Consider the following 20,904-nt stretch of genomic DNA (forward strand, 5'->3'; position numbering starts at 1 on the left):
CGTCGCAAGCGGGCGGCGATATCGCGCGCATCGACAATGCCGTTCCGATCAAGGTCGGCGCTGCTGAGGAATCCGGGTTGGCCGGATCGCTTGCCGAAGGACGCTTTTGGCGCCACGCGTCCCTCGCACGTCGATCCGGCGCCGGCCCCGATGTGTCCCGGCTACTCCCACTCGATGTCGTAGACGTAGAGCTTGACGCTCGTGCCCTCTTTGGGACTTCCCGCCTGCAAGGCGACGAAACCGCCCTCGGCCCCTTGCCGCTGGCTGATCGCATTCCCGGCGTCCCTGTTCGGTGTCGTGCCATCGACGACTTCCTTCAGGACGAAATGCTGTTTGACGCCGCCCTTGTCGGTGTACAGGAACATCTTCGTTTCCCCTGTCCTCGGGTCGATCGGCGTGCTGAACCACACCGCCTGATCCAGCGCCCTGTCGGCGATCTGCGATCCCTCCTGGCCGTTCGTCTGTCGCGTGATCAGCGAATGCTGTCCGGCAAAGGCGCTGCCATTCGCGCCATTGCCTCGGAACATCATGTGCGGATAGACATTGGTGCCATGGATGAAGCTCTGCATCGTGTGCCCCTCCCGACCCGCGTACGGGCCCGCGGCTGGGCTCGTCGCCTCCTCGAAGACGAACTTGTGGTTGTCCTGGGCCAGCGCAGGTTCAGACTCGGGTGCATTCGAGTTGCGCAATGGAATGAGGGTGCGGCCGCGAAGGATGACAGGCGTGCGCGACAGCGACTCCGGAGAGGCCGCCGTTGCAGGCTTGCTTCTGTTGGTCAAGGCGGCTGCCCGGGTGCGCCCGTTGAAGGCCGACTCCCCGGAAACGACCATGTAGGTCCTCCCGGGTTCCAGTCTGGTGGCGAGCCGCCAGGCCTTCTCCGTCGCCGGATGCTTGTGGAAGCGCAGTCCGAACGGACTGGCGATGGGGTCTCGCGGCGACAGGACCAGCGTGCGACGACCGTGTTTCGGCACCACCGTCGTCTCCGGGGCGCCAGACGCCCTCGCCAGGCCATCGCCACCATACGTGGTCTTGTATTGCTTGAATCGGGTGATGCCGTCACTGAATCGGACTTCCGCATAGGACAGCGGCGCCTCCAACGCATTGGCGGCCTCCATCCATCCCACGGCCATCTTTCCAAACGACAGCACGAACGTGGCCGTGTTCTCCACACCGGCGTTCCGATAGGCCTCTGCCGGTGCAGGCCCTCTGGCAGTGATCGTCACATGGCAGGGCTTTCCAGGAACCACGGCGCAATCAGCCGGGTTGAACTTCATGCGCTCGACGGCAAAGCCCGCCGGCAGCGAGACATTGGATGCACTGAAAGCGACATGCTTCGTCTGTGCCGGCACATGGATGTCGAGCATCGCATGAGCACTCTTGCCGCCCCAGGTCCTGGCCCTGAACGTTTCTCCGCCGTACCTGAAGGTCGCTGTGACGCCATGTGGCGGCAGGCCAGCGTCGACGAGGTACTGCTCCGGATCGGTCACGGCCCAGTACGCCTCCTTCGGCCGACCGACGCCGGACCACGGATATCCGTTGACGTGATAGCCCGGGTCCGTCATCCCCCACCAGGTGACCCGGTGCACGCCCCCTTTGTATTCGGGGTGTCGGCCCGCTGGGCCGGCGGCGTATTCCTTGAGCAGGCTGAACAGCTTCGCGTACTGGATGCCCTGCTCCATGAACAAGGCCTCCATTTCGGGTCCGTTCTGGATGCGCTCGCCCTTGTCCAACCCCAGGGTGGGGGCAAGGTCCAGTTCGGTCAGATCGACATTGGCCCCGGTGTCGAGATAGGTCCTGATGGTCCTCTCGAAAGCATCCAGATTGAGCCTCATGTCCCAGTGCCCCTGGGTGCCGATGACATCGATCAGGGGTCTGGGATTGCCCTTGGCATCCAGCAGGATCCGGCCTTTGCCCGCGGCCGCGTCGGCCGCGTACCGTTCATTGAACTCCTTGACCATGGCGGCGATCGCGGTGGCCTTGGAGGCTCGCTCGTTGTCGTTGAAGTCGTTGTAGTTCAGGATCGCCGTCGTGTTCTGGCGCGCGTAGAAGAAGGCGTCATACATGTAGTCCCAGCTTTTCCCCCCTTTGGCGTAGGCCTGGGCCCACCGGGACGGGCGCTCCTCGGGGTTGTAGCCGGTTCGGAGGGCGTTTCTCCAGTCGGCCGGGTTGTCGGGACTGTCCTTGAACGCTTCGTTGACGACGTCCCAGGCGTAGACCTTGAAGGGTTCCTTGTCGAAATGGCCGGCCACGGTCCGGACGTAGTACTCCAGGCTCGCCTTCGCGGTGCCGTAATCCCACGGCGTTTCCCAACTGCCGGTCGGCGTCAGGACATTGGGAGCCGGCCATTGAGCCGACTGGTTGTGCCAGAGCAGTACATGCCCGGTCACCTTCACGCCGCGCGAATTGGCGGCGCTGATGTCGGCGTTGATGCCGGAGCTGAAGTTGGTGAGGAAGGTCGGGGCAGGATTGCTGATGCCGCCATTCCAGAACTCCGGCTTCATCGCGTTGCTCGGCGTCACCGCGTTGAAGTGCTTCAGCGTCATGGCCGCGACCGAGTCTTCGCCGGGCAACACGTTGGCGCCGAAGTTGGCGGCGCTGAGGTTGGTGCTGCCGATCAGGAAGTGGTGCTTGTAGACCTCCTTCAGCGCCGGCCAGTCAGCGGGGTTGGCCGGTCGATCGATGGCCCATGCGCCGTTCGCGATCGCCAGCCCGGCCGGCCAGGCGATCAGTAGGGCCCTGATGTCACGTCTGCTGGGCGTTGCCAGGTGCATGTTGTCTCCTTGGGCTGGCGTTTCAGTAGAACCAGCGCAGCGGCGCCAGCACCGTCTGCGGGAAGAGAACCATGATGAACAGCACCGCGAACTGGGCCGCCATGAACGGGAGCACGCCGCGCGTGACCGCGTCCATCTTCATGCGGCCGACGCCGGCCACCACGTTGAGGATGGTGCCCACCGGTGGCGTGATCAGGCCGATGGCGTTGTTGATGATGAACAGCACGCCGAAGTAGACCGGGTCGATGCCGGCCGCCTTGATCAAAGGCATCAGCACCGGCGTCATGATCAGGATGGTGGGCGTCATGTCCATCGCCGTTCCGACCAGCATCACCAGCACCATGATGGCGATCAGCAGCAGCGTCTGGTTGTCGAGCAGCGGGCGGAGCAGATCCACCACCTGCGTCGGCAGGTTGGCCACCGTGACCAGCCATGCGGACACCATGGCGGCGGCCACCAGGAACATCACCACGGCCGTCGTGCGCGCCGCGGTGACGAAGACACGCACCAGCGCCTTCAGCGACAGTTCCCGGTAGACCACGGTGGCGACGAACAGCGCGTAGACCGCCGCGACAACCGCCGCTTCGGTGGGCGTGAAGACGCCCATCCGCAGGCCCACCAAGATGAACACCGGCAGCATCAACGCCCACACCGATTTGCGTGCGGCGGCCCAGACCTCGGCGCGTGTCCTGCGCTGGGGCAGTGCCAGCTGCTCCTTGCGGCCCACCCACCACCAGGTCAGCGCCAGGCCGATGCCGATCATGACGCCGGGGACGATGCCGGCGATGAAGAGCTTGCTGATCGACACATTGGCGGCGACGCCGAAGATGACGAAGCCAATGCTGGGCGGGATGATGGGACCGATGACGCCCGCCGCCGCGATCAGCCCTCCCGACACCTCCTTCTTGTGGCCGGCCTTGACCATCATCGGCAGCAGCAGCGCCGTGAGCGCCGCGGCGTCGGCCACGGCAGAGCCCGACAGGGCCGACAGCAGGCAGGCGGCGACGATGACCACATAGCCCAGCCCGCCCTTGACGTGGCCGACCAGCGCCAGCGCGAAGTTGACGATGCGCTGCGACAGGCCGCCGACATTCATGATCTCGCCGGCCAGCATGAAGAATGGCACTGCGAGCAGCGGGAAGCTGTCGGCGCCGTTGATGAAGTTCTGCGCCAGGATCTGCGCGTCGAACAGGTCCAGATGCCACATCAGCGCCACGCCGCTGACCAGCAGCGCGTAAGCGATGGGAATGCCCAGCGCCATCGACCCGATGAGGCTGCCGAGGAAGATGACGACCGTCATGACCGCGCGTCCCGGGCGGTGCCGCTGGCAGACTGAACGCGGGCTGGATCCTGCTGCGCATCGGCGCTGGCCAGCTCGGCCTGCAGGCTTTCGAGCTCCGCCTGTTCTTCGGATTCCTTGACCATCACGAGTTCGTTCTCGCCGATGCGGCCGGTCAGCAGACGCACCAGTTGCAACAGCAGCAGGAGGCCGGCACAGACCGAGAAGACCACGCCTGATCCGTAGAAGATGGCCATGGAAGCGCCGGTCACCGGCGCCTCCATGTCCAGGTTGATGCGCGCCTGCTGCCAGCTGCCCTCGAGGAACAGCCAGGTCACGTACAGCATCAGCAGGTGGCCCAGCAGCATGCAGGCCTTCTTTCCGCCCACCGGCAGGCGCGACACCAGCATGTCGGTGCCCAGGTGCCCGCCTTCCTTCAACGCGGACACCGCCCCCAGGAAGCACAGCCAGACGAACAGCCAGCGCGACACCTCTTCGCTGACGGCAATGCCGGAGTTGAAGGCGTAGCGCAGCACGACATTGCCGAACACCAGCACCACCATCACGGCAAGTGCGCCGGCGATCAGCAGGTCGATGGCACGGCAGAACCGATCGATGGCGGCGTCGATCATGGCGCCGTCCCCGTGATGAACTGCCCGGCGGTCACAGCGTCGCCCCCTGCAGCAGACCGCGGTCGGCGAGGTTGCCGATCAGCGCCCGCAGGCCGAAGCGCCAGGGTGCCGCGGCCTCGCAATACGTCACCCGGTTCTGCAGGCTGCCGAGCCAATGGCTGTGGATGGTCACCACGTCGCCCACCTTGTGGGTGAAGCCGCCGCCCGGCTCGTCGCGATCTTCGATGGGCGCGAACAGCGTGCCCAGGAACAGCATGAAGCCGTCCGGATATTGGTGGCAGGCCAGCGTCTGCGCCACCAGGTCGACGGGGTCTCGGCTGATACTGGTCATGGTGTTGATGCCGCGCAGCGTGTAGCCGTCGTGCCCGCTGACCTGCAGGTGCACGGTCTCTCGGCGAACCTGGTCCAGGCCGAAGTCGCCGTCGAACAAGCGGATGAACGGCCCGATGGCGCAGGAGGCGTTGTTGTCCTTCGCCTTGCCCAGCAGCAGTGCGCTGCGACCCTCGATATCGCGGAGGTTGACGTCGTTGCCCAAGGCGGCGCCCACGATGCCACCGTGACTGTTGACCGCGAGCACCACCTCGGGCTCGGGGTTGTTCCACTGCGAATCGGTGCGGATGCCGATGTCCTGGCCGTGCCCGATCGAGGCCAGCACCGGCGCTTTGGTGAATACCTCGGCATCGGGACCGATGCCGACTTCCAGGTACTGCGACCAGAGCTTGCGTTCCTGCAGCAGCTGCTTCAGCGCCATGGCCTGCGGCGAGCCGGGGCGGATCTCGGAGAGGCGATCGCCGATCAGGGCCTGCACCTGACTACGCAGGCCCTGCGCGCGACTCGCGTCGCCACCGGCTTGTTCTTCGATCACGCGCTCGATCATGCTGGCGGCGAAGGTGACGCCCGCGGCCTTGACCACCTGCAGGTCGCAGGGCGCCAGCAGCCAGGGCCTGGTCTCGTCACGCCCTTCCGGCCGGCTGTTCTCCAGCAGCGCTTCGACACTGCACAGGCGCTCGCCAATCGCGGTGCGCGCGACCTGCGCCGGCTGCGGGGTCTCCAGCAGCGTGCTCATGGTGGGGAAATGCGAGCTCAGGTCGAACACGCCATCGGCGCGCAGTGCGACAACGGCCGGGCCGGCCGGCGCGCCCGGCCGCCACACGCGGCCCACCAGCGCGCCGGCCAGGCCATCCTGTGGCAGCACGGGATGCAGGCCATCGGTGCGCAGCGGCAGGGACATCGTGGTTGCAGTCATTCAGCGTTCCTCGTGCGAATGTCAGTGGTTGTGGCGCGGGGTGCGCTCGGCAATGCGGCGGTATTTCAGGGCCATCTCCAGCGTGGCACCGTCTGCCAGCTGGCCGGTGTGGCTGCGGTAGATCTCCTCCCACGGCGACTGGCTGGCCGGCACCGGCGGTGGCGGCAACTCGCGCTGGCGGCGTGCGATCTCCTCGGCCGGCACCAGCGCGTCGCAGCGGCCGGCGTTGAGGTCGATGCGGATGCGGTCGCCGGTCTGCAGCCAGCTCAGCCCGCCACCGACGGCGCTCTCGGGCGAGACGTTGAGGATGGAGGGGCTGTCGGCCGTGCCGGACTGGCGGCCGTCCCCCAGGGTGGGCAAGGTCTGGATGCCGCGCTGGATCAGCGCATCGGGCGGCTGCATGTTCACCACCTCGGCCGAGCCCGGCCATCCGATCGGCCCGGCACCGCGCATCACCAGGATGCAGCCCTCGTCGATCTCCAGCGCCGGGTCGTTGATGCGGGCGTGATAGTCGTCGGCACCGTCGAACACCACGGCCCGTGCCTCGAATACCCCCTCGTGTCCAGGCCGGCTCAGGTAGCGCTCGCGGAAGCGCTGCGAGATGACCGAAGTCTTCAAGATGCCGAAGTCGAACAGATTGCCGCTCAGCACCAGGAAGCCGGCCTTCTCCATCAGCGGCGCGTTGAATGGCCGGATGACCTCGCGATCGGTGGCCTCGCGACCCTGGATGTTCTCCGCCACGCTGCGGCCGGTGACGCTGGCGCACTCACCGTGCAGGCGTCCGGCCTGCTGCAGTTCCCACATCAGCGCGGGCACGCCGCCGGCGCGGAAGAAGCGCTCGCCCAGGAAGCGTCCGGCCGGCTGCATGTCCAGCAGCAGCGGCAGATCGTAGGCTTGCTCGGTCCAGTCCTCGGGCCGCAGGTCCACGCCGGCATGGCGAGCCATGGCCATGAGGTGGACCTGCGCATTGCTCGAGCCGCCCGCGCAGCTGACGACCGACAGCGCATTGAGGAAGCTTTCGCGGGTCAGGATGCGCGACGGCCGCAGGTCTTCGAATGCCATGCCGACGATGCGACGGCCCGTCTCGTAGGCCATCTGCCCGCGTTCGCGGTACGGCGCCGGAATGGCCGCGCAGCCCGGCAGCGACAGACCCAGCGCCTCGGCCACTGCGTTCATGGTCGAGGCCGTGCCCATGGTGTTGCAGTGGCCGGCCGAGGGCGCGCTGCTGCAGGCGCGTTGCAGAAACTCCTCTTCGTCGATCTCGCCGGCCGCCAGTTGCCGGCGGCTGCGCCAGATCACCGTACCGGAGCCCACCAGTTCACCGGCATGCCAGCCGTCGAGCATCGGCCCGCCGGACAGCACGATGGCCGGGATGTCCACGGTGGAGGCGGCCATGATGCCGGCCGGCGTGGTCTTGTCGCAGCCGGTCGTCAGCACCACGGCGTCGATCGGATAGCCGTACAGGATCTCCACCAGTCCCAGATAGGCCAGGTTGCGATCCAGTGCCGCCGTGGGGCGACGGCAGTTCTCGAAGATGGGGTGCACCGGGAACTCCATCGGAATGCCGCCGGCGTCGCGGATGCCGTCGCGAACGCGTCGGGCCAGGTCCAGGTGGATGCGGTTGCAAGGGGACAGGTCGCTGCCCGTCTGCGCGATGCCGATGATGGGTCGGCCCGAACGCAGTTCCTCGGGCGTCAATCCGTAGTTCATGAAGCGCTCCAGATAGAGCGCCGTCATGTCGGAGCGTTGGGGATCGGCAAACCATTCGCGCGAGCGAAAGCGCCGACCGGCTCGGTTGTCCATGGCCGTCGTCGTGAAAGGAAGTGGGGAGAGCGGAAGGCGGCCGCGCCGCCTGCCATGAGAAGCCGACTACTTCTTGGCCGTCACCGCGGCGCGCGCCTTGGCCAATTCGGCATTCAGCTCGGCGGTGGTGTCTTCGCCAAATTCCTTGCTGAACTTGGCCAGCACCGGCTGGAGCTTGGCGCGCATCCTGGCCTGTTCGGGCGGCGGCAATTCGGTGATCTGCATGCCGGCCTTCTTCAGCTCGGCCAGGGCCGTCTCGGAGAACGCCCGGATGGTCCTGCGCTCATACAGGGTGGCTTCACGCGCGGCCTCCTGCACGATCTTCTGCTCCTCCGGCGACAGGCGGTCCCAGGTCTTCTTCGACATCAGCAGCACCCAGGCGCTGTACATGTGGCGCGACAGGACCAGGTGCTTCTGCACCTCGTAGAACTTGCTGGACAGGATGGTGGCCGGCGGATTCTCCTGCCCGTCCACCGCGGACTGCTCCATCGCTGAATACAGTTCGGTGAAGGGCATGGGCGTCGCGTTGGCACCCAAGGCATTGAAGGTGTCGAGGAACAGCGGGCTTTGAATGACGCGCAGCTTCAGCCCGCTCAGGTCATCGGCGCGCTGCACCGGGCGACGGGAGTTGGTGATGTGGCGGAAGCCGTTCTCCCAGAAGCCCAGGCCGATCAAGCCCTTCTCCGGCAGCTTGGCCAGCAGCTTCTGCCCGAAGGGGCCGTCCAGCACGCCGTCGGCTTCCTTCTCGTTATTGAAGGTCAACGGCAGGTTCAGCACACCGAAAGGCTTCACCAGCGACACCAGCGTCGAGCTGTCGGGGATGGTCATCTCCAGCGTGCCGCCGCGCAGCGCGGAGGTCATGCTGACGTCGTTGCCCAGCGCACCGCTGGTGTAGACCCGTGCCACCAGTTTGCCGCCGCTCTTCGCGGCCAACTGCTCGGCGAAGTGCTTCAGCGCCTGCGCCTGTGGATGGTCTTCGCTGAGGCCAGTGCCGACCTTGAACACATGTTCCTTGACCTGCGCCCAAGCGGGGCTGACCAATGCGGCAAGCAATGCGGCCGCCAAGCCGAGTGATCTGATTTGCATGATGTCTCCGGAATGGTTGTATGCGTGCCGAGCCGACCTTGCCGCGACGCGCCGGCCCTCTGCAGAGCCGTTCTCGATGCCAGTACAGGCTACGTGCCCCACTCCTGAGGGTCCACTGACTTTTTTGCTAGCATCAATTCCAGATGCTGATGAGTCCGAACACGACTTCTGGTAAACCCCTGGTCCTGGCGCAGGTCTCGCGTCTGCGTTTCAGGCATCTGCAGTTCCTCGACATCCTGGGCAAGACGCGCAATCTGCGCCTGACGGCCGAGCAGATGCATATCACTCAGCCAGCGGCCACCAAAGTGCTGATGGACATTGAAGAGATGCTGGAGGCGCGCTTGTTCGATCGCCTCCCGCGCGGCATGCGGCCGAATGAGCTGGGGCTTTTCACCCTGCATTACGCCCATTCGGCCCTCGACAGTCACCGCAAATTCGTCGAGGAATTCAGCACCCTGAAACAGGGTGGACACGGCCATCTGACGATTGGTGCCATCTCAGGGTCGGCGGCGCACCTGCTGCTCACCGCAGTGGCGGAGCTCCAGCGCCTGCGGCCGCTGTTGGTGGTGAAGGTGCTGGAGCAGAGCAGCGACCAATTGATCGTGTGGCTGGCCGAACGCAAGATCGACTTGATGATTGGCCGTTTCACGGAAGACTCGCAGCGCGACCAATTCCAGTACGAAAGGCTGTCCGGTGAAGGCCTGCATATCACCGCGGGCATGCACCATCCGCTGCGCGGCACCCAGGCACCCGGCGTGCGGGAACTGTCGAACTGGCCATGGATCCTCTATCCGACTTCCACGGCGCTGCGCAAGGTATCGGATGACATCTTCAGCAGCGCCGGCTTGTCGCTCACCTCGGGCATTGTCGAGACGCCGTCATTCCTGTTCGCTCTGGAACTGATGCAGAGCACGAACATGCTGTCGCTGCAACCCGCCGCGCTGGTGGACAAGTATGTGCGGCGCGGGCTGCTGACCCGCATCGCGTCCGAGCTTCCCAACCGCATGCCCGACTTCGGCCTGATCACGCTGCAAGGTGAGCCTCCCAGCACGGCGGTGCTGGCATTCATGGATGTGATTCGCGACATCGCAGAAAAGGCGCCCAAAACGGCATAGGGCGAGGAGGCGGCATGGTCCGCTCTCCAAGCGGACATCGTTTCGTTATGGGGAATGTGGACCCTGCGGGGCAAGGGCGGTCACCATGGCAAGCCCTGGACGAACTGGGAATGAATGCCATGAAGTTCTGCCTTGCCTGCCTTCTCTGCCTGCTGCTCGCGCCAGCTTGGGCGCTCGACCTCCGTGATGGCGACGTGTTGCTCTACCGCCATGCACTTGCGCCAGGGGTCGGCGATCCCTCCGGCTTCAAGCTCGGTGACTGCAGCACCCAGCGCAATCTCAACGACGCCGGGCGCAAGCAGGCGCAGCACCTGGGCCAGACGCTGCGCCACCGACTGGGCCGTTTGCATGTGGCGGCGGTGTGGGCGTCGCCATGGTGTCGCACGCTCGAGACGGCGCGTCTCGCCTTTCCCGGCCTGCCCGTGCAGGAGCAGGCAGCCTTTGGTTCCTTCGTCAGCCAGCCGGAACGAGAGGCCGAACAGCTACGCGAGGCCACCGCCCTGCTGTCGGCTTGGCGCCGGCCTGGCGTGCTGGTGGTCGTCACGCATCAAGTGACGATCACAGCGCTCAGCGAGGTGTATCCGGCATCTGGCGAAGGTGTCGCACTGCGCTGGGTCGACGGCAGAGCGGTGGTGCTTGGCCGGCTACCTACTCCGGCGCAATGAGGTCCCTGCCCACGCCGAACCATCGCCGAGCGGCCAGCACGAACTCCCCCTCCCGCGCCCCGCTACCGGCCCAGGCGACGATGCCGTCCGGACGCACCAGCAGAGCGCGCAGGCCGAGTTCCTCCTTGGCGCTGCAGGCCAGGTAAGCGATGCGGCCGTCCCATCGCCCGGCCACGTCGCGCAGCGGCGTTGCAGTGTCGAAATCCAGCAGCAGTCCACAGCCCGTCCGCAGGTGCGCCGCCAGCGTGGTCCCGTCGCCCAGCGCAAAGTCCGGTGCGCTCCGGCCCACCAGCGGGTGGTCGTCGCCCAGTTCATGGCGCAGCGTCGCGCCCCACACCCGCTCAGCGAAGTAGGTCGCCCCGTCGCGGGTCTCGATCAGGTCGCGCACGATCGCGCTCAGCGCGCGGGTCGCCGGGCTGGGCCGCATCAGCGCCACCTGCGCGCGGGACCAGTCCAGCACCTGGGCGCCGATGGGGTGCCGCTCGGCGGTGTAGCTGTCGAGCAGACCGTCAGGCGCATCGCCACGGATCGTCGCGGCCAGCTTCCATCCCAGGTTCATGGCGTCGCCGATGCCCAGGTTGAGCCCCTGGCCGCCCAGCGGGGAATGGATGTGGGCGGCATCCCCGGCCAACAGGACGCGCCCGCGGCGGTAGGTAGTGACCTGGCGGGCGCGATCGGTCCAGGTGGTGGCAAGGCGCAGCGCCGTGACCCGGACCTCCGTCCCGGTGACGCGGCGCAGCACGGTCTGCACATGCTCGGCGGTGATCGGCGTGGTGCCGTGGAAATGCCCGCCGTCGAAATCGACCATCGCGATGACGCCGGGCGGCTGATAGGTGTACATCCCGGCCCGCGTGTAGTGGCGGCCCGGGGTGAGCACCGCGCCATCGGCCAACTCCACATCCACGGAATATCCGGTGAACTCCGGCTCGGTCCCGACGAACTCGAAGCCGGCGGCCTTGCGCACCCGGCTGCGTCCGCCGTCGCAGCCCACCAGCCATCGCCCCTGCATCGACTGGCCGCCGGCCCGCACCGAGACGCTGTCCTTCGATGGCTCCAGGTCGTCTACGCGCACCCCGCGGCGGATGTCCGCGCCAAGCGCCTCAGCCCGCGCGGCAAGCACCGATTCGATGCGTTCCATCGTGCTGGGCATGCTTTCGCTGGGCGGGCTCGGCAGGCGCCAGGGCCAGCGGCCGGCATCGATCCTGTCGTGGAAGAACTGGATGCCCGCGAAGTGGCCGCCAGGTCGACGCGCCTGCTGCGCCCAGTGGGCGGGCGGCGCGGTGGCAACGCCTGGCGAAGGCGCGGCGATGGCATCGAGCATTCCGCGGCGGTGCAGCGCCTCGAGCGTGGGAATGGACAGGCCGCGGACGCCGAACGGCGCCTGCTTGAGCGGCGAGTGCGGCGTGCCGGCCTGCTCGAGCACCAGCACCGAGCAATGAGCGAGCCGGAGCTCGCAAGCCAGCATCAGGCCGACAGGGCCTGCGCCCGCGATGATGACGTCGTACAGGGGGATGTCGCGCATGGACGTTTCCTCTCTCGGTGACCGTTTGGCCGGAGCGATTCTTCGTCTTGAGAACCCCTCCGACGAACCCATCGATGCAGGACTGCATCGGACGTTCGTCGTGGGGACCCATGCGCGGGCAGAGTCAGAGCTTCCGTGGGAAGGACCTGGGCTTACCAAACCAAGTCTGCCTTTTTCGACGGGCGCAGTGTAGCGGCCCTCACGGCATCACCGTCCACCCGGAGGGCGACCAGCGCAGCAGCACGTCGCTCAGCGGATTGGCGGACTTGCCCATGATCTCGCGCACCTGCGCGCGCAGCGCGTCGAGGGTCGCGGCATCGTCGTCGCCGACATAGAGCACCGTGTCGTTGGACGGCGCGGCGACGATCAGCTTGCCCTTCTGCGCATCGGCCAGCGGCTTCCAGTCGTCGATGAAGACGAGCCGGCTGGGTTGCGGCACCGGGCCGTCGAGCTTGCCGACCTCGCCGGCCGCCGCTGGCCTGGCGGTCTGCAGCACCTGCGGCATCGCGTCGTAGGTGTTCTTGCGCGCGGTTTCCCGCACCTGGTCCACCGACAGGTTCAAGGTCTTGTAGTCCTTCTCGCTGATCAGCCGCGAGGCCCGCAGCGTGTCGAAGACCGGCACCGTCACCAGCGGACCGACGAAGGGCCGCGGACGGAAGGTGGTCGCGTCGCCACCGACCTCGCGCTGCGCCTGCTGCACCGATGCGGCCGTGCGCACCGCCAGTCGCAGCGTCTCGCGCGTGGCCGGGATGGTCGCCGCGCGGAAGGCCTGCGCCCGGGTCTTCACGAAGACGTTGACATCGTCGGCGCAATGGCTGCGGTTGCTTTGGCAGGCCGCATAGAGCTTGTCGAGCGGCGTGCGCTCGCTGGCGATGCCCAGCGTCAGCGGCTCGCGGACGACGACCGTCGCGTCGCCCAGTTGCTGGCGCAGCAGGCTCGCGACGTATTCGGTGAAGCCGGGCGCGTCTGGCGGCACGACCGTCGATTGAGCCTGGGCAACTCCGACCGCGACACCGAGCCCTGCCATGGCCGCGCAGGCGGCGCGCAAGGCACAAGCGCGCCGGCCTGAGGCGCGGGAGGGACGAAGACGCATGACGGCCATGAGGACCTCCGTGTTTTCATGGGGAGGTCCGGGCCGGGCAAGAGACGCTCCCGCGCCCTGCCCGGCTGGTCGTTCAGACGCCCTGCACGCGGTACTGGTCCGCCTTCGCGAGGCCCTCCATCGCCGGGTCGCTGACCGACGGCGCTCCGGTCTCGATGTGGCCGGCGAAGCGGCGCAGGAAGTCGGGCTGGCCGCTGACCCGCACCGACACGTCGTACCAGTGCGCGGCGACCGCGACGCCCAGACGCAGTTCACTGCGGCCACGCGCCGGCACGTTGATGCTGCGCGGCGCGCCGGGCTGGTACTTGTTGTGGGCGACGCTGAAGGTCACCGCCACCGGACCGGTGTTGACCAGCGTCAGCACCAGTTCCCCGGTGGCCGGCGCGGCCTGGGCGATCACGTCCGGATTGGGCTGGCCGGCCGCCGCCGCGCGCCGCGCGTTGCCGGCGATGTGGCGATGGAAGCCGTTCGGGCCGAGGATCCAGAGGTCGTAGGCGCCGGTCGCCTGCGGCGCGAAGCTGCCGGTGAGCTGCTTGCCCGCCTCGACGGTGTAGCGGCGCGGGATCTCGCTCAGGCGGGTGCGGTCGTAGACGTGGAAGACCGCGGCCGCGCCGCCGGTGTTCTGGAAGGTCACCGCGATCGTGGTGGCATTGGGGCCGGCGCCGGGGGTCAACGCCGCGGTGGCCTGCAGGTCGTACGGCAGCGGACGCGCCGGACGCACGCCGGCGTTCTGCGACGGGAGCTGCAGCGCGCCGGGCACCGGCGGTGTCGTCGTGCCGGGCAGCGCGCGGGCCCGGTTGGCCAGCGCGACGGTACCGGGCAGCTTGGAGAAGAACTCGCTGTCCTCCGGATCGGCGAAGTTGAAGCACGAAGTCAGGTCGCCGGCGACCGCGCGGCGCCAGGCGCCGATGTTGGTCTCCTTCACCCCGAAGCGCGCCTCGATGAAGCGCAGCACCGAGGTGTGATCCGACACCTGCGAGTTGACCCAGCCGCCCTTGCTCCACGGCGACACGATGTAGAGCGGCACGCGCGGACCCATGCCGTAGGGACGGTGCAGGTAGGTCGGGGAGGCGCCGTTGAGGATCTCGCAGTACTCGCCGGTGGTGTCCACCGTCGACGCGCCCGCCAGCACCGCCTGCGCCGGGTCGGCGTTCCAGCTGAGGTAGGACGGCGCGGCCGGCGGCGGCACGTGGTCGAAGAAGCCGTCGTTCTCGTCGAAGTTGATGAACAGCACGGTCCTGGCCCACACGTCGGGATTGGCGGTGAGCGCATCCAGCACCCTGGCGGTGTAGTCGGCGCCCTGCGCCGGGCTGGACGGGCCGGGATGCTCGGACCCCTCGGCGGTGGCGACGATCCACGACACCTGCGGCAGGCGGTTGTTGAGCACGTCCTCGCGCAGCAGGTCCAGGTCGCGGGTGGAGATGCCGCGATCCTTCAGCACCTGCGAGTAGCCCGGGCGGTTGTACCAGCCGTCGCGGAACACCTTGAAGCCGGCGAGCGAGTTGTCGGTGAAGTTGTCCGCCATGTTCTGGTAGACCTGCCAGCTGATGCCGGCGGACTGCAGGCGCTCGGGGTAGGTGGTCCAGGTGTAGTCGTCGAGCGGGTTCGGGTTGAACCAGTCGTGGCTGTTGTCGGTGGACGGGCCGTTGCCCAGGCGCAGCGGGTCGTTGGTGCCGGTCCAGAGGAACAGGCGGTTGGTGTTGGTGCCGGTCTGCGTCGAGCAGTGATAGGCATCGCAGAGCGTGAATGCATTGGCCAGCGCGAACTGGAACGGCAGGTCCTGCGCCGTGAAGTGGCCCATCGAATGGTTCTGCTTGGCCTTGGGCCAGTTGTTCATGCGGCCGTGGTCCCAGGCAGCCTGCGCATCGGTCCACGAGTGCGGCGTGCCGCTGACCCGCATGAAGGCGAAGTTCTGCGCGGTGTTCAGGTGGAAGGGCGCGATCGCGCCGGGCGCGGCATTGTTGGCCGTGGGCTGGACCCAGATCGACCGGCCCTGCACCTTGGCCGAGTCGGCGACCGGCGCGGGGAAGGGATCGCCGAAGCCGCGCACGCCGTTCAGCGTGCCGAAGTAGTGGTCGAAGGAGCGGTTCTCCTGGGTCAGGATGACGATGTGCTCGACGTCGCGGATCGTGCCGGTGCGCACGGCCGCCGGGATGGACAGCGCGCGGGCGATGGCCGGCGGAAAACCGGTCATCGCGGCGGTGGCGCCGGCGGCCGTGGCGACCGCGCGGAGGAACTGGCGACGGGGGGCTTGCTGATGCGTCATGGCGGGGCTCCTCAGGCTTGGGTCGACGGGACGGACCGGCGGCGGCGGATCACCAGCGCGGCGACGGCCAGGCCGCCCAGCGCCAGCGCGCCGGAAGCCGGTTCAGGCACGGCCGAGGCGAAGCTGAGGTCGTCCATGACGAAGAAGGCGGGGTCGTTGCTGCGGAAGACCAGGCGATCGACGAGGCCGTTGTAGCCGCTGCCCAGGAAGGCGGGGCTGTCGCCCAGGTCCAGCGTCGCGGTGGAGGCGACGAGCTGGCCGCCGAAGTACAGGTCGATGGCGACGTTGACGCCCTGGAAGCCGGCGAACCAGGCGCCCTGGAAGGTGCTGGGCGTCAGGAAGCCGATGGCGCTGGTGGCGCTGCTGCCATCGAAGCCGAGCGTGGCGCGGCGGTCGCCCGAATGCGGCGTGTACGGGGCCTGCTCGCCGGCGTACTGGAACCAGGAGCTGCCGGACCAGTCGAGGCCGGCGTAGTCGGCGGGGACGAGGCCGTCGCTGCCGAGGTCGTCGAAGGTGACGACGGTGGCGGACGCGAACGACGCGGCCAGGGCCAGCGTCAGCGGCAGGCAGGCGCGGGCGAAGAAGCGGGCAAGGGGCTTGCGCATGGGGACTCCAGGGAGGTCGGCGGAAGGGAATTGCCACCGCGGCGCGGCACGCAGGGACGCGACCGGAGGGTCGGGCCTTGACGGCGCAGGGCGGTGGAACGCGGCGGATGTTCAGAGGCCGAGGTGACAGACCGGTGAACGGTCGATGTCGACGCCGGGCGCGCGAATTGCTCGCGCGGGTGCCGTCCCTGGAAGCGGGGGCGTGTCGCGGAACCGACGCGGGCGTGTCATGGTTCCGTGACTGCGGTAGAGGAGAGGCGGACGGGCTGCGGAAGGAGTCGGGGTCTCCCCGGTGCCGGATCGGTCAGCTGCGCGATGGCGCAGCCGGCTTACGTCGCGGCGAAGGTCAATGCCACCAGGGCCGCGATGCCGGTCGTGACCATCGACAGGATCACCAGCCCGAAGAACAGCAGGATCGCCTTGAGGCGCTCGCCTTCGGGACGGGATCGATACAAGTAGATGGGCACGGCGACGATGGACACCAGGATCACCCCGCCGGCCATCAACGCACTGCCGCGATAGCGTCGTTCCCGGGCGTCCTCGCGATACCAAAGGTAGCCGACGACCACCGTCGCGAGCAGGAGCACAAAATCCAACAGCTTCGAGCCCTGAGACTCGACGGTGGCTGCCATCAGTCCCTGGATCAGCGACAGGACGAGCAAGACGAGGATTGCAGGCTTCAGCTTCATGGATGACTTGGACGGGCCGAGAAAACCGGCTCGAACTGTAGCGGACACATCCGCTCCGAACGACGCACGTTCAGCCGGTCCGCTGCGGGAGTCTGCCGGCCCCGCAGTGGCTATTCGCGCCCGCGAGCGAACGCCTGATACCAGGCCACTGCATCCGCATTGGCCATCGCGTCGCGCTTCATGACCTGCTCCGCCGCCGCGCCCAAGAGCAGTTTCTTGATCGGCAGTTCCATCTTCTTGCCCGACAGGGTGCGCGGGATCGCTGGCACCTGGTGGATCTCGTCCGGCACATGGCGCGCGGAGAGCGCCTTCCTGATCGACGCCCGCAGCCGCTGCTCCAGCCCGGTCTCCAGGGTCACGCCATCCCGCAGCTGCACGAACAGCAGCAGGCAGCTCGGCCGTCCCAGGTACTCCAGGTCCACCACCAGGCTGTCCAGCACCTCCGGATGCGTCTCCACGGCGCGATACAGCTCGGCCGTTCCCATGCGGATGCCGTGCCGGTTGATCGTCGCGTCCGAACGGCCGTAGATGATCCCCCCACCCGACGGGGTGATCCGCAGCCAGTCGCCATGACGCCAGATGCCCTCGCCCCGGGGGCCGCGATACATGTCGAAGTAGCTCGCCAGGTAACGCTCATGGTCCCGGTCGCCCCAGAAGTACAGCGGCATCGACGGCATCGGCCGGGTGCAGACCAGCTCGCCGACCTCGTCGATCAGCGCACGGCCCTGGCCCTGCGCGTCCGCCTCCGAGAACGCATGCACCGCCGCGCCCAGGCTCCGCACCTGCATCTGGCCCCGCACCAGCGGTTCGGTGATCAGGCCGGTCAGGAAGGCGCCGGCGAAGTCGGTCCCGCCGCTGATGATGCAGATCCAGATCGGCCGCCCGTCCGGCTTCGGACAGTGCGCCCAGATCCAGTCATAGCTCTCGTCCGCCAGCGGGCTGCCGGTACTGCCGATCGCGCGCAGGCGGCTCAGGTCGCCCTGGGCCATCGGCTCGACGCCGGCCTTCAGGCAGCTCGCGTAGAACGCCGCCCCGGCGCCGAAGAAGGTCGCCTTCGACAGCGCCACGAAGCGCCACAGCGTGCTCCAGTCCGGCGCGTCCTTCGGGCCGGCCGGACTGCCGTCGAACAGGCAGATCGTCGTGCCGCCCATCAGCGCGCCGACCTGGCAGTTCCACATGATCCAGCCGGTCGAGCTGTACCAATGGAAGCGATCGCCGGTGTCCGCCGTCGCGCCGACGTTGTTGTGGATCGAGCCCTTGAGCATCTCCAGCAGCACGCCGCCGTGCCCGTGCACGATGGGCTTGGGCAAACCGGTCGTGCCGCTGGAGTAGACGATCCACAGCGGATGGTCGAAGGGCACCGGCTCCGGCGCGCGGGACACCGGATGGGCGATCAGGCGGTCCCAGCGATGCGCGCGCCGCGCCGGGCTGCCCGTCCCGGCGGCCCGCGCAAGCGGCGCGGGATCCACCTGCGGATCGAGGTTGGCCAGCAGCACGACATCGCCCACCGTGGACAGCTCGTCGAGCAGCTGCGCCAGCATGCCCATGCGATCGATCTCCTGGCCGGCGTAGCGCACGCCGTCGGCGGCGATCAGCACGCGGGGCTCGATCTGACGGAACCGGTCCAGCACCGCCACCGGTCCCATGTCCGGTGAGCACACCGACCAGATCGCCCCCAGGCTGGCCACGGCGAGGAAGGCCACGGCCGTCGCCGGCACATTGGGCAGGTAGGCGACGACACGATCCCCGCGGCGCACGCCGAGTTCGTGCAGCGCGGCGGCCATCGCGCCGACCTGACGCTGGAGCTCGGGCCAGCTGAGCTCGCCGAGCTCGCCCCGGGCCAGCATCGCCTCGTCGGCATGCACGATGGCCGGGTGACCCGCGGCGTCGGCCGCATCGACATGGCGCAGCGCCTGCTCCGCGATGTTCAGCGTGGCGCCGCGGAACCACACCGCGCCCGGCATGCGCTCCTCGCAGAGCGCCGCCTCGAACGGCGTGGCAGAGCGCAGATCGAAGTGGTCCCAGATGCTGCGCCAGAACGCGTCCAGCTCCGTGACCGACCAGTTCCACAGCGAGGCGTAGTCATCGAAGACCAGGCCGCGCTGCTCGCGCAGGAAGCGGCGGTAATGGTCGATCTGCGGCGTCGGGACCATGCGAGTCTCCTTGTCGAGGTCGAGAAGGTAGCTCAGATCCGGCGGGGCGCCCGTCACGCGCGCGACCGGGCGCCTGTTGGAGCGGTCAGCGGAAGACAGGTCGGGACGAGGGTCAGCGCGGGGGCAGCTTCGCCGTGTCGATGTCGACGTAGGGCCAGAAGATCTGGTTGAAGTAGGGCCGCCGGAAGCCGATCAGCCAAGGCTGCGCCAGGTCGTTCACGATCCGATGCACCCGGAACTTCTGCGGCATGTAGGCGGTCAGCAGCTTCTGCGCGTCCCGCAGCAGCGCGGCGCGCTCCGGGCCATCGGGCAGCACCATCATGCGGCGATAGATCTCGTCGTAGCGCTCCAGCTTGAAGCGCCCCAGGTTCTGCCCGCCCGAAGCCGGCCCGTACAACAGCTCCAGCCCGAGCTGCGCATCCGGCGTCGAGCTGTTGAAACCCAGCTGCCAGATCATCAGCTGCCCGGCACGCGCCGACTTCAGGTTCTCCGGCCACTGCGCGGTCCGGATGCGGATCTGCACGCCCAGCTTGTCCATGTCGCGCTTCCACAGCTCGTCGTAGGGCTTGGAGCGCGAGTCCGGCGAGGACGCGATCTCCAGCACCAGCGGACGTCCGTCAGGGAGGTCGCGCCAGCCGTCGCCGTCCTTGTCGACATAGCCATAGGTGTCGAGCAGCGCCTTGGCGCGCGCCAGGTCGAAGTCGCTGTTCTCGCTCTTGTAGTCGGGGTCGTAGCCCCAGGTCATCGGCGAAACGACCGACTGCGCCGGCACCGCCTGATGGCGGCGCGTGCGCGCGATCTCGGTGGCGATGTCCGTCGCCAGGCCGATCGCTCGCCGCAGCGCCACCTTGTCCGGCGTGTAGCCACCGACCGTCGGATCCTCCATGTTGAAGTAGTACATCGTGCGGTCGCTGGCCAGCACGCTGTAGAGCTGGATCCCCTGCTTCTGCAGGTTGGGCGCGATCTTGCCGTGCGGCAACGCGACCTCCGCGTATTCCTCGGGCAGCAGGTAGAGCAGGTCGAACTCGCGGTTCAGGAAGGAGAGCCAGCGCGGCTGCCCCTCTTCGATGATGCTGATCTCGACCGCGTCGATCATCGGCAGCTTGCGGCCCTTGAAGCGCGCCAGCAGCGCCTCGCCCTCGGTATCGCCGGGATTGGGCTGGGCGTCGTAGAAGACGTCCCGATAGCCGGGGTTGCGCACCAGGCGGATCAGCGAGCTGCGCCGCCACCGGTCCAGCATGAACGGCCCGGTGCCCACCGGATGCTCCATCGTCTTGCCGGCATAGGCCTCGATGACCTCGCGCGCGACCGCGCCGTAGGTGTCCCCGCCCGCCAGGTTGTAGAGGAAGCGTGGACGCGGCTCGGCAAGCCGGAACTGCAGCGTGTAGCGGTCCAGCGCGCGCACGCCCTCGACCGGCTTGTCGTAGTCGAAGGGTCGCTTGGTCTTCAGCGCCTGGACTCGCAACTCCTCCAGCCCGAGGAGACCCTCCTGCTTGAAGGTCGAGTACAGCGGCGCCTTGGTCGCCGGGTCGTAGAAGCGCTTGAGGCTGTAGACGTAATCCTCCGCCGTCAATTCACGCTTGCGGCCCTTGAAGACGGGGTCGTCGGCGAAGTAGATGCCCGGGCGGATCCGGATCGTCCAGGTGCGGAAGTCGTCGGACACCTCGGGCATCGCCGCGGCCGTGTTGGGCTTGAGCTTGAACGGCCGCGCCAGGTAGTCGTAGTTGTAGAGCGACTCGAAGACATGCGCGGTGACGATGCGCGAGTACAGGTCGCTGATCTGCGCCGGATCGAAGCCGGTCTCGGCCACCAGGAAGGCATAGCGCAGCACCTTCTCCGGCTGCGCCGACGGCGCAGGCTGGTTCGATGGCGCCCCGCCGGCCGGTGGCGAGGACGGCGCGGCCATGGCCCCCGTCGCGACGGCCAGCGCGGCCGCCACCGGCAGCAGCGTGGAGGCCATGCGACGCATC

Annotated in this window: 15 protein-coding genes; 2 read left to right on the forward strand and 13 right to left on the reverse strand. The window is 67.8% G+C overall.

Annotation, left to right across the window (positions count from 1 at the left end):
• Positions 1–161 precede the first annotated feature (161 nt).
• From CS062_RS02720 to CS062_RS02745, 6 genes are all read right to left on the reverse strand, one after another.
• Positions 162–2,771 (reverse strand): endo-1,4-beta-xylanase, encoded by a 2,610-nt coding sequence (locus CS062_RS02720; protein ID WP_099859924.1) that lies wholly within the window; start codon positions 2,769–2,771, stop codon positions 162–164.
• 22 nt (positions 2,772–2,793) lie between these two features.
• Positions 2,794–4,071 (reverse strand): TRAP transporter large permease subunit, encoded by a 1,278-nt coding sequence (locus CS062_RS02725; protein ID WP_099859925.1) that lies wholly within the window; start codon positions 4,069–4,071, stop codon positions 2,794–2,796.
• Complete coding sequence (locus CS062_RS02730; protein ID WP_099859926.1) at positions 4,068–4,682, reverse strand: TRAP transporter small permease; 615 nt, start codon at positions 4,680–4,682, stop codon at positions 4,068–4,070. The genes CS062_RS02725 and CS062_RS02730 overlap by 4 nt, the downstream gene beginning before the upstream one ends.
• 31 nt (positions 4,683–4,713) lie before the next feature.
• Positions 4,714–5,928 (reverse strand): fumarylacetoacetate hydrolase family protein, encoded by a 1,215-nt coding sequence (locus CS062_RS02735; RefSeq protein WP_233217881.1) that lies wholly within the window; start codon positions 5,926–5,928, stop codon positions 4,714–4,716.
• 21 nt (positions 5,929–5,949) lie between these two features.
• Positions 5,950–7,731 (reverse strand): IlvD/Edd family dehydratase, encoded by a 1,782-nt coding sequence (locus CS062_RS02740; protein WP_099859928.1) that lies wholly within the window; start codon positions 7,729–7,731, stop codon positions 5,950–5,952.
• Positions 7,732–7,797: 66 nt separating this feature from the next.
• A complete protein-coding gene (locus tag CS062_RS02745) occupies positions 7,798–8,817 on the reverse strand; it encodes a TRAP transporter substrate-binding protein (protein WP_099859929.1) in 1,020 nt (339 codons plus the stop codon).
• 143 nt (positions 8,818–8,960) lie between these two features.
• On the opposite strand from CS062_RS02745, the gene CS062_RS02750 reads away from it, so the two are divergent.
• Together CS062_RS02750 and CS062_RS02755 are read left to right on the forward strand one after the other, a co-directional pair.
• Complete coding sequence (locus CS062_RS02750) at positions 8,961–9,932, forward strand: LysR family transcriptional regulator (protein WP_438270446.1); 972 nt, start codon at positions 8,961–8,963, stop codon at positions 9,930–9,932.
• A gap of 110 nt (positions 9,933–10,042) precedes the next feature.
• A complete protein-coding gene (locus CS062_RS02755; RefSeq protein ID WP_099859930.1) occupies positions 10,043–10,597 on the forward strand; it encodes a histidine phosphatase family protein in 555 nt (184 codons plus the stop codon).
• Here CS062_RS02755 and CS062_RS02760 read toward each other — a convergent pair.
• From CS062_RS02760 to CS062_RS02790, 7 genes are all read right to left on the reverse strand, one after another.
• Entirely contained in the window at positions 10,581–12,119 is a 1,539-nt protein-coding gene (locus CS062_RS02760) for an FAD-dependent monooxygenase (protein ID WP_099859931.1), read from the reverse strand. The genes CS062_RS02755 and CS062_RS02760 overlap by 17 nt on opposite strands.
• Before the next feature lie 199 nt (positions 12,120–12,318).
• Complete coding sequence (locus tag CS062_RS02765) at positions 12,319–13,095, reverse strand: hypothetical protein (RefSeq protein WP_099859932.1); 777 nt, start codon at positions 13,093–13,095, stop codon at positions 12,319–12,321.
• Between the two features lie 199 nt (positions 13,096–13,294).
• The gene (locus CS062_RS02770; protein ID WP_099859933.1) at positions 13,295–15,487 is read right to left on the reverse strand and encodes a phosphocholine-specific phospholipase C; all 2,193 of its coding nucleotides are present in this window, start codon (positions 15,485–15,487) and stop codon (positions 13,295–13,297) included.
• Positions 15,488–15,498: 11 nt separating this feature from the next.
• The gene (locus CS062_RS02775) at positions 15,499–16,092 is read right to left on the reverse strand and encodes a PEP-CTERM sorting domain-containing protein (protein WP_099859934.1); all 594 of its coding nucleotides are present in this window, start codon (positions 16,090–16,092) and stop codon (positions 15,499–15,501) included.
• A gap of 329 nt (positions 16,093–16,421) precedes the next feature.
• The gene (locus tag CS062_RS02780; RefSeq protein WP_099859935.1) at positions 16,422–16,781 is read right to left on the reverse strand and encodes a hypothetical protein; all 360 of its coding nucleotides are present in this window, start codon (positions 16,779–16,781) and stop codon (positions 16,422–16,424) included.
• 110 nt (positions 16,782–16,891) lie between these two features.
• Positions 16,892–18,934: an acetoacetate--CoA ligase gene (locus tag CS062_RS02785; protein WP_099859936.1), complete on the reverse strand. Its 2,043-nt coding sequence runs from the start codon at positions 18,932–18,934 to the stop codon at positions 16,892–16,894.
• A 112-nt stretch (positions 18,935–19,046) separates the two neighbouring features.
• Positions 19,047–20,894, reverse strand: a complete 1,848-nt coding sequence (locus tag CS062_RS02790; RefSeq protein WP_233217882.1) for an ABC transporter substrate-binding protein — start codon at positions 20,892–20,894, stop codon at positions 19,047–19,049.
• Between the last annotated feature and the right edge of the window lie 10 nt (positions 20,895–20,904).

Origin of the sequence: Roseateles chitinivorans (assembly GCF_002761755.1) — a bacterium.
GTDB lineage: Bacteria > Pseudomonadota > Gammaproteobacteria > Burkholderiales > Burkholderiaceae_C > Roseateles > Roseateles chitinivorans.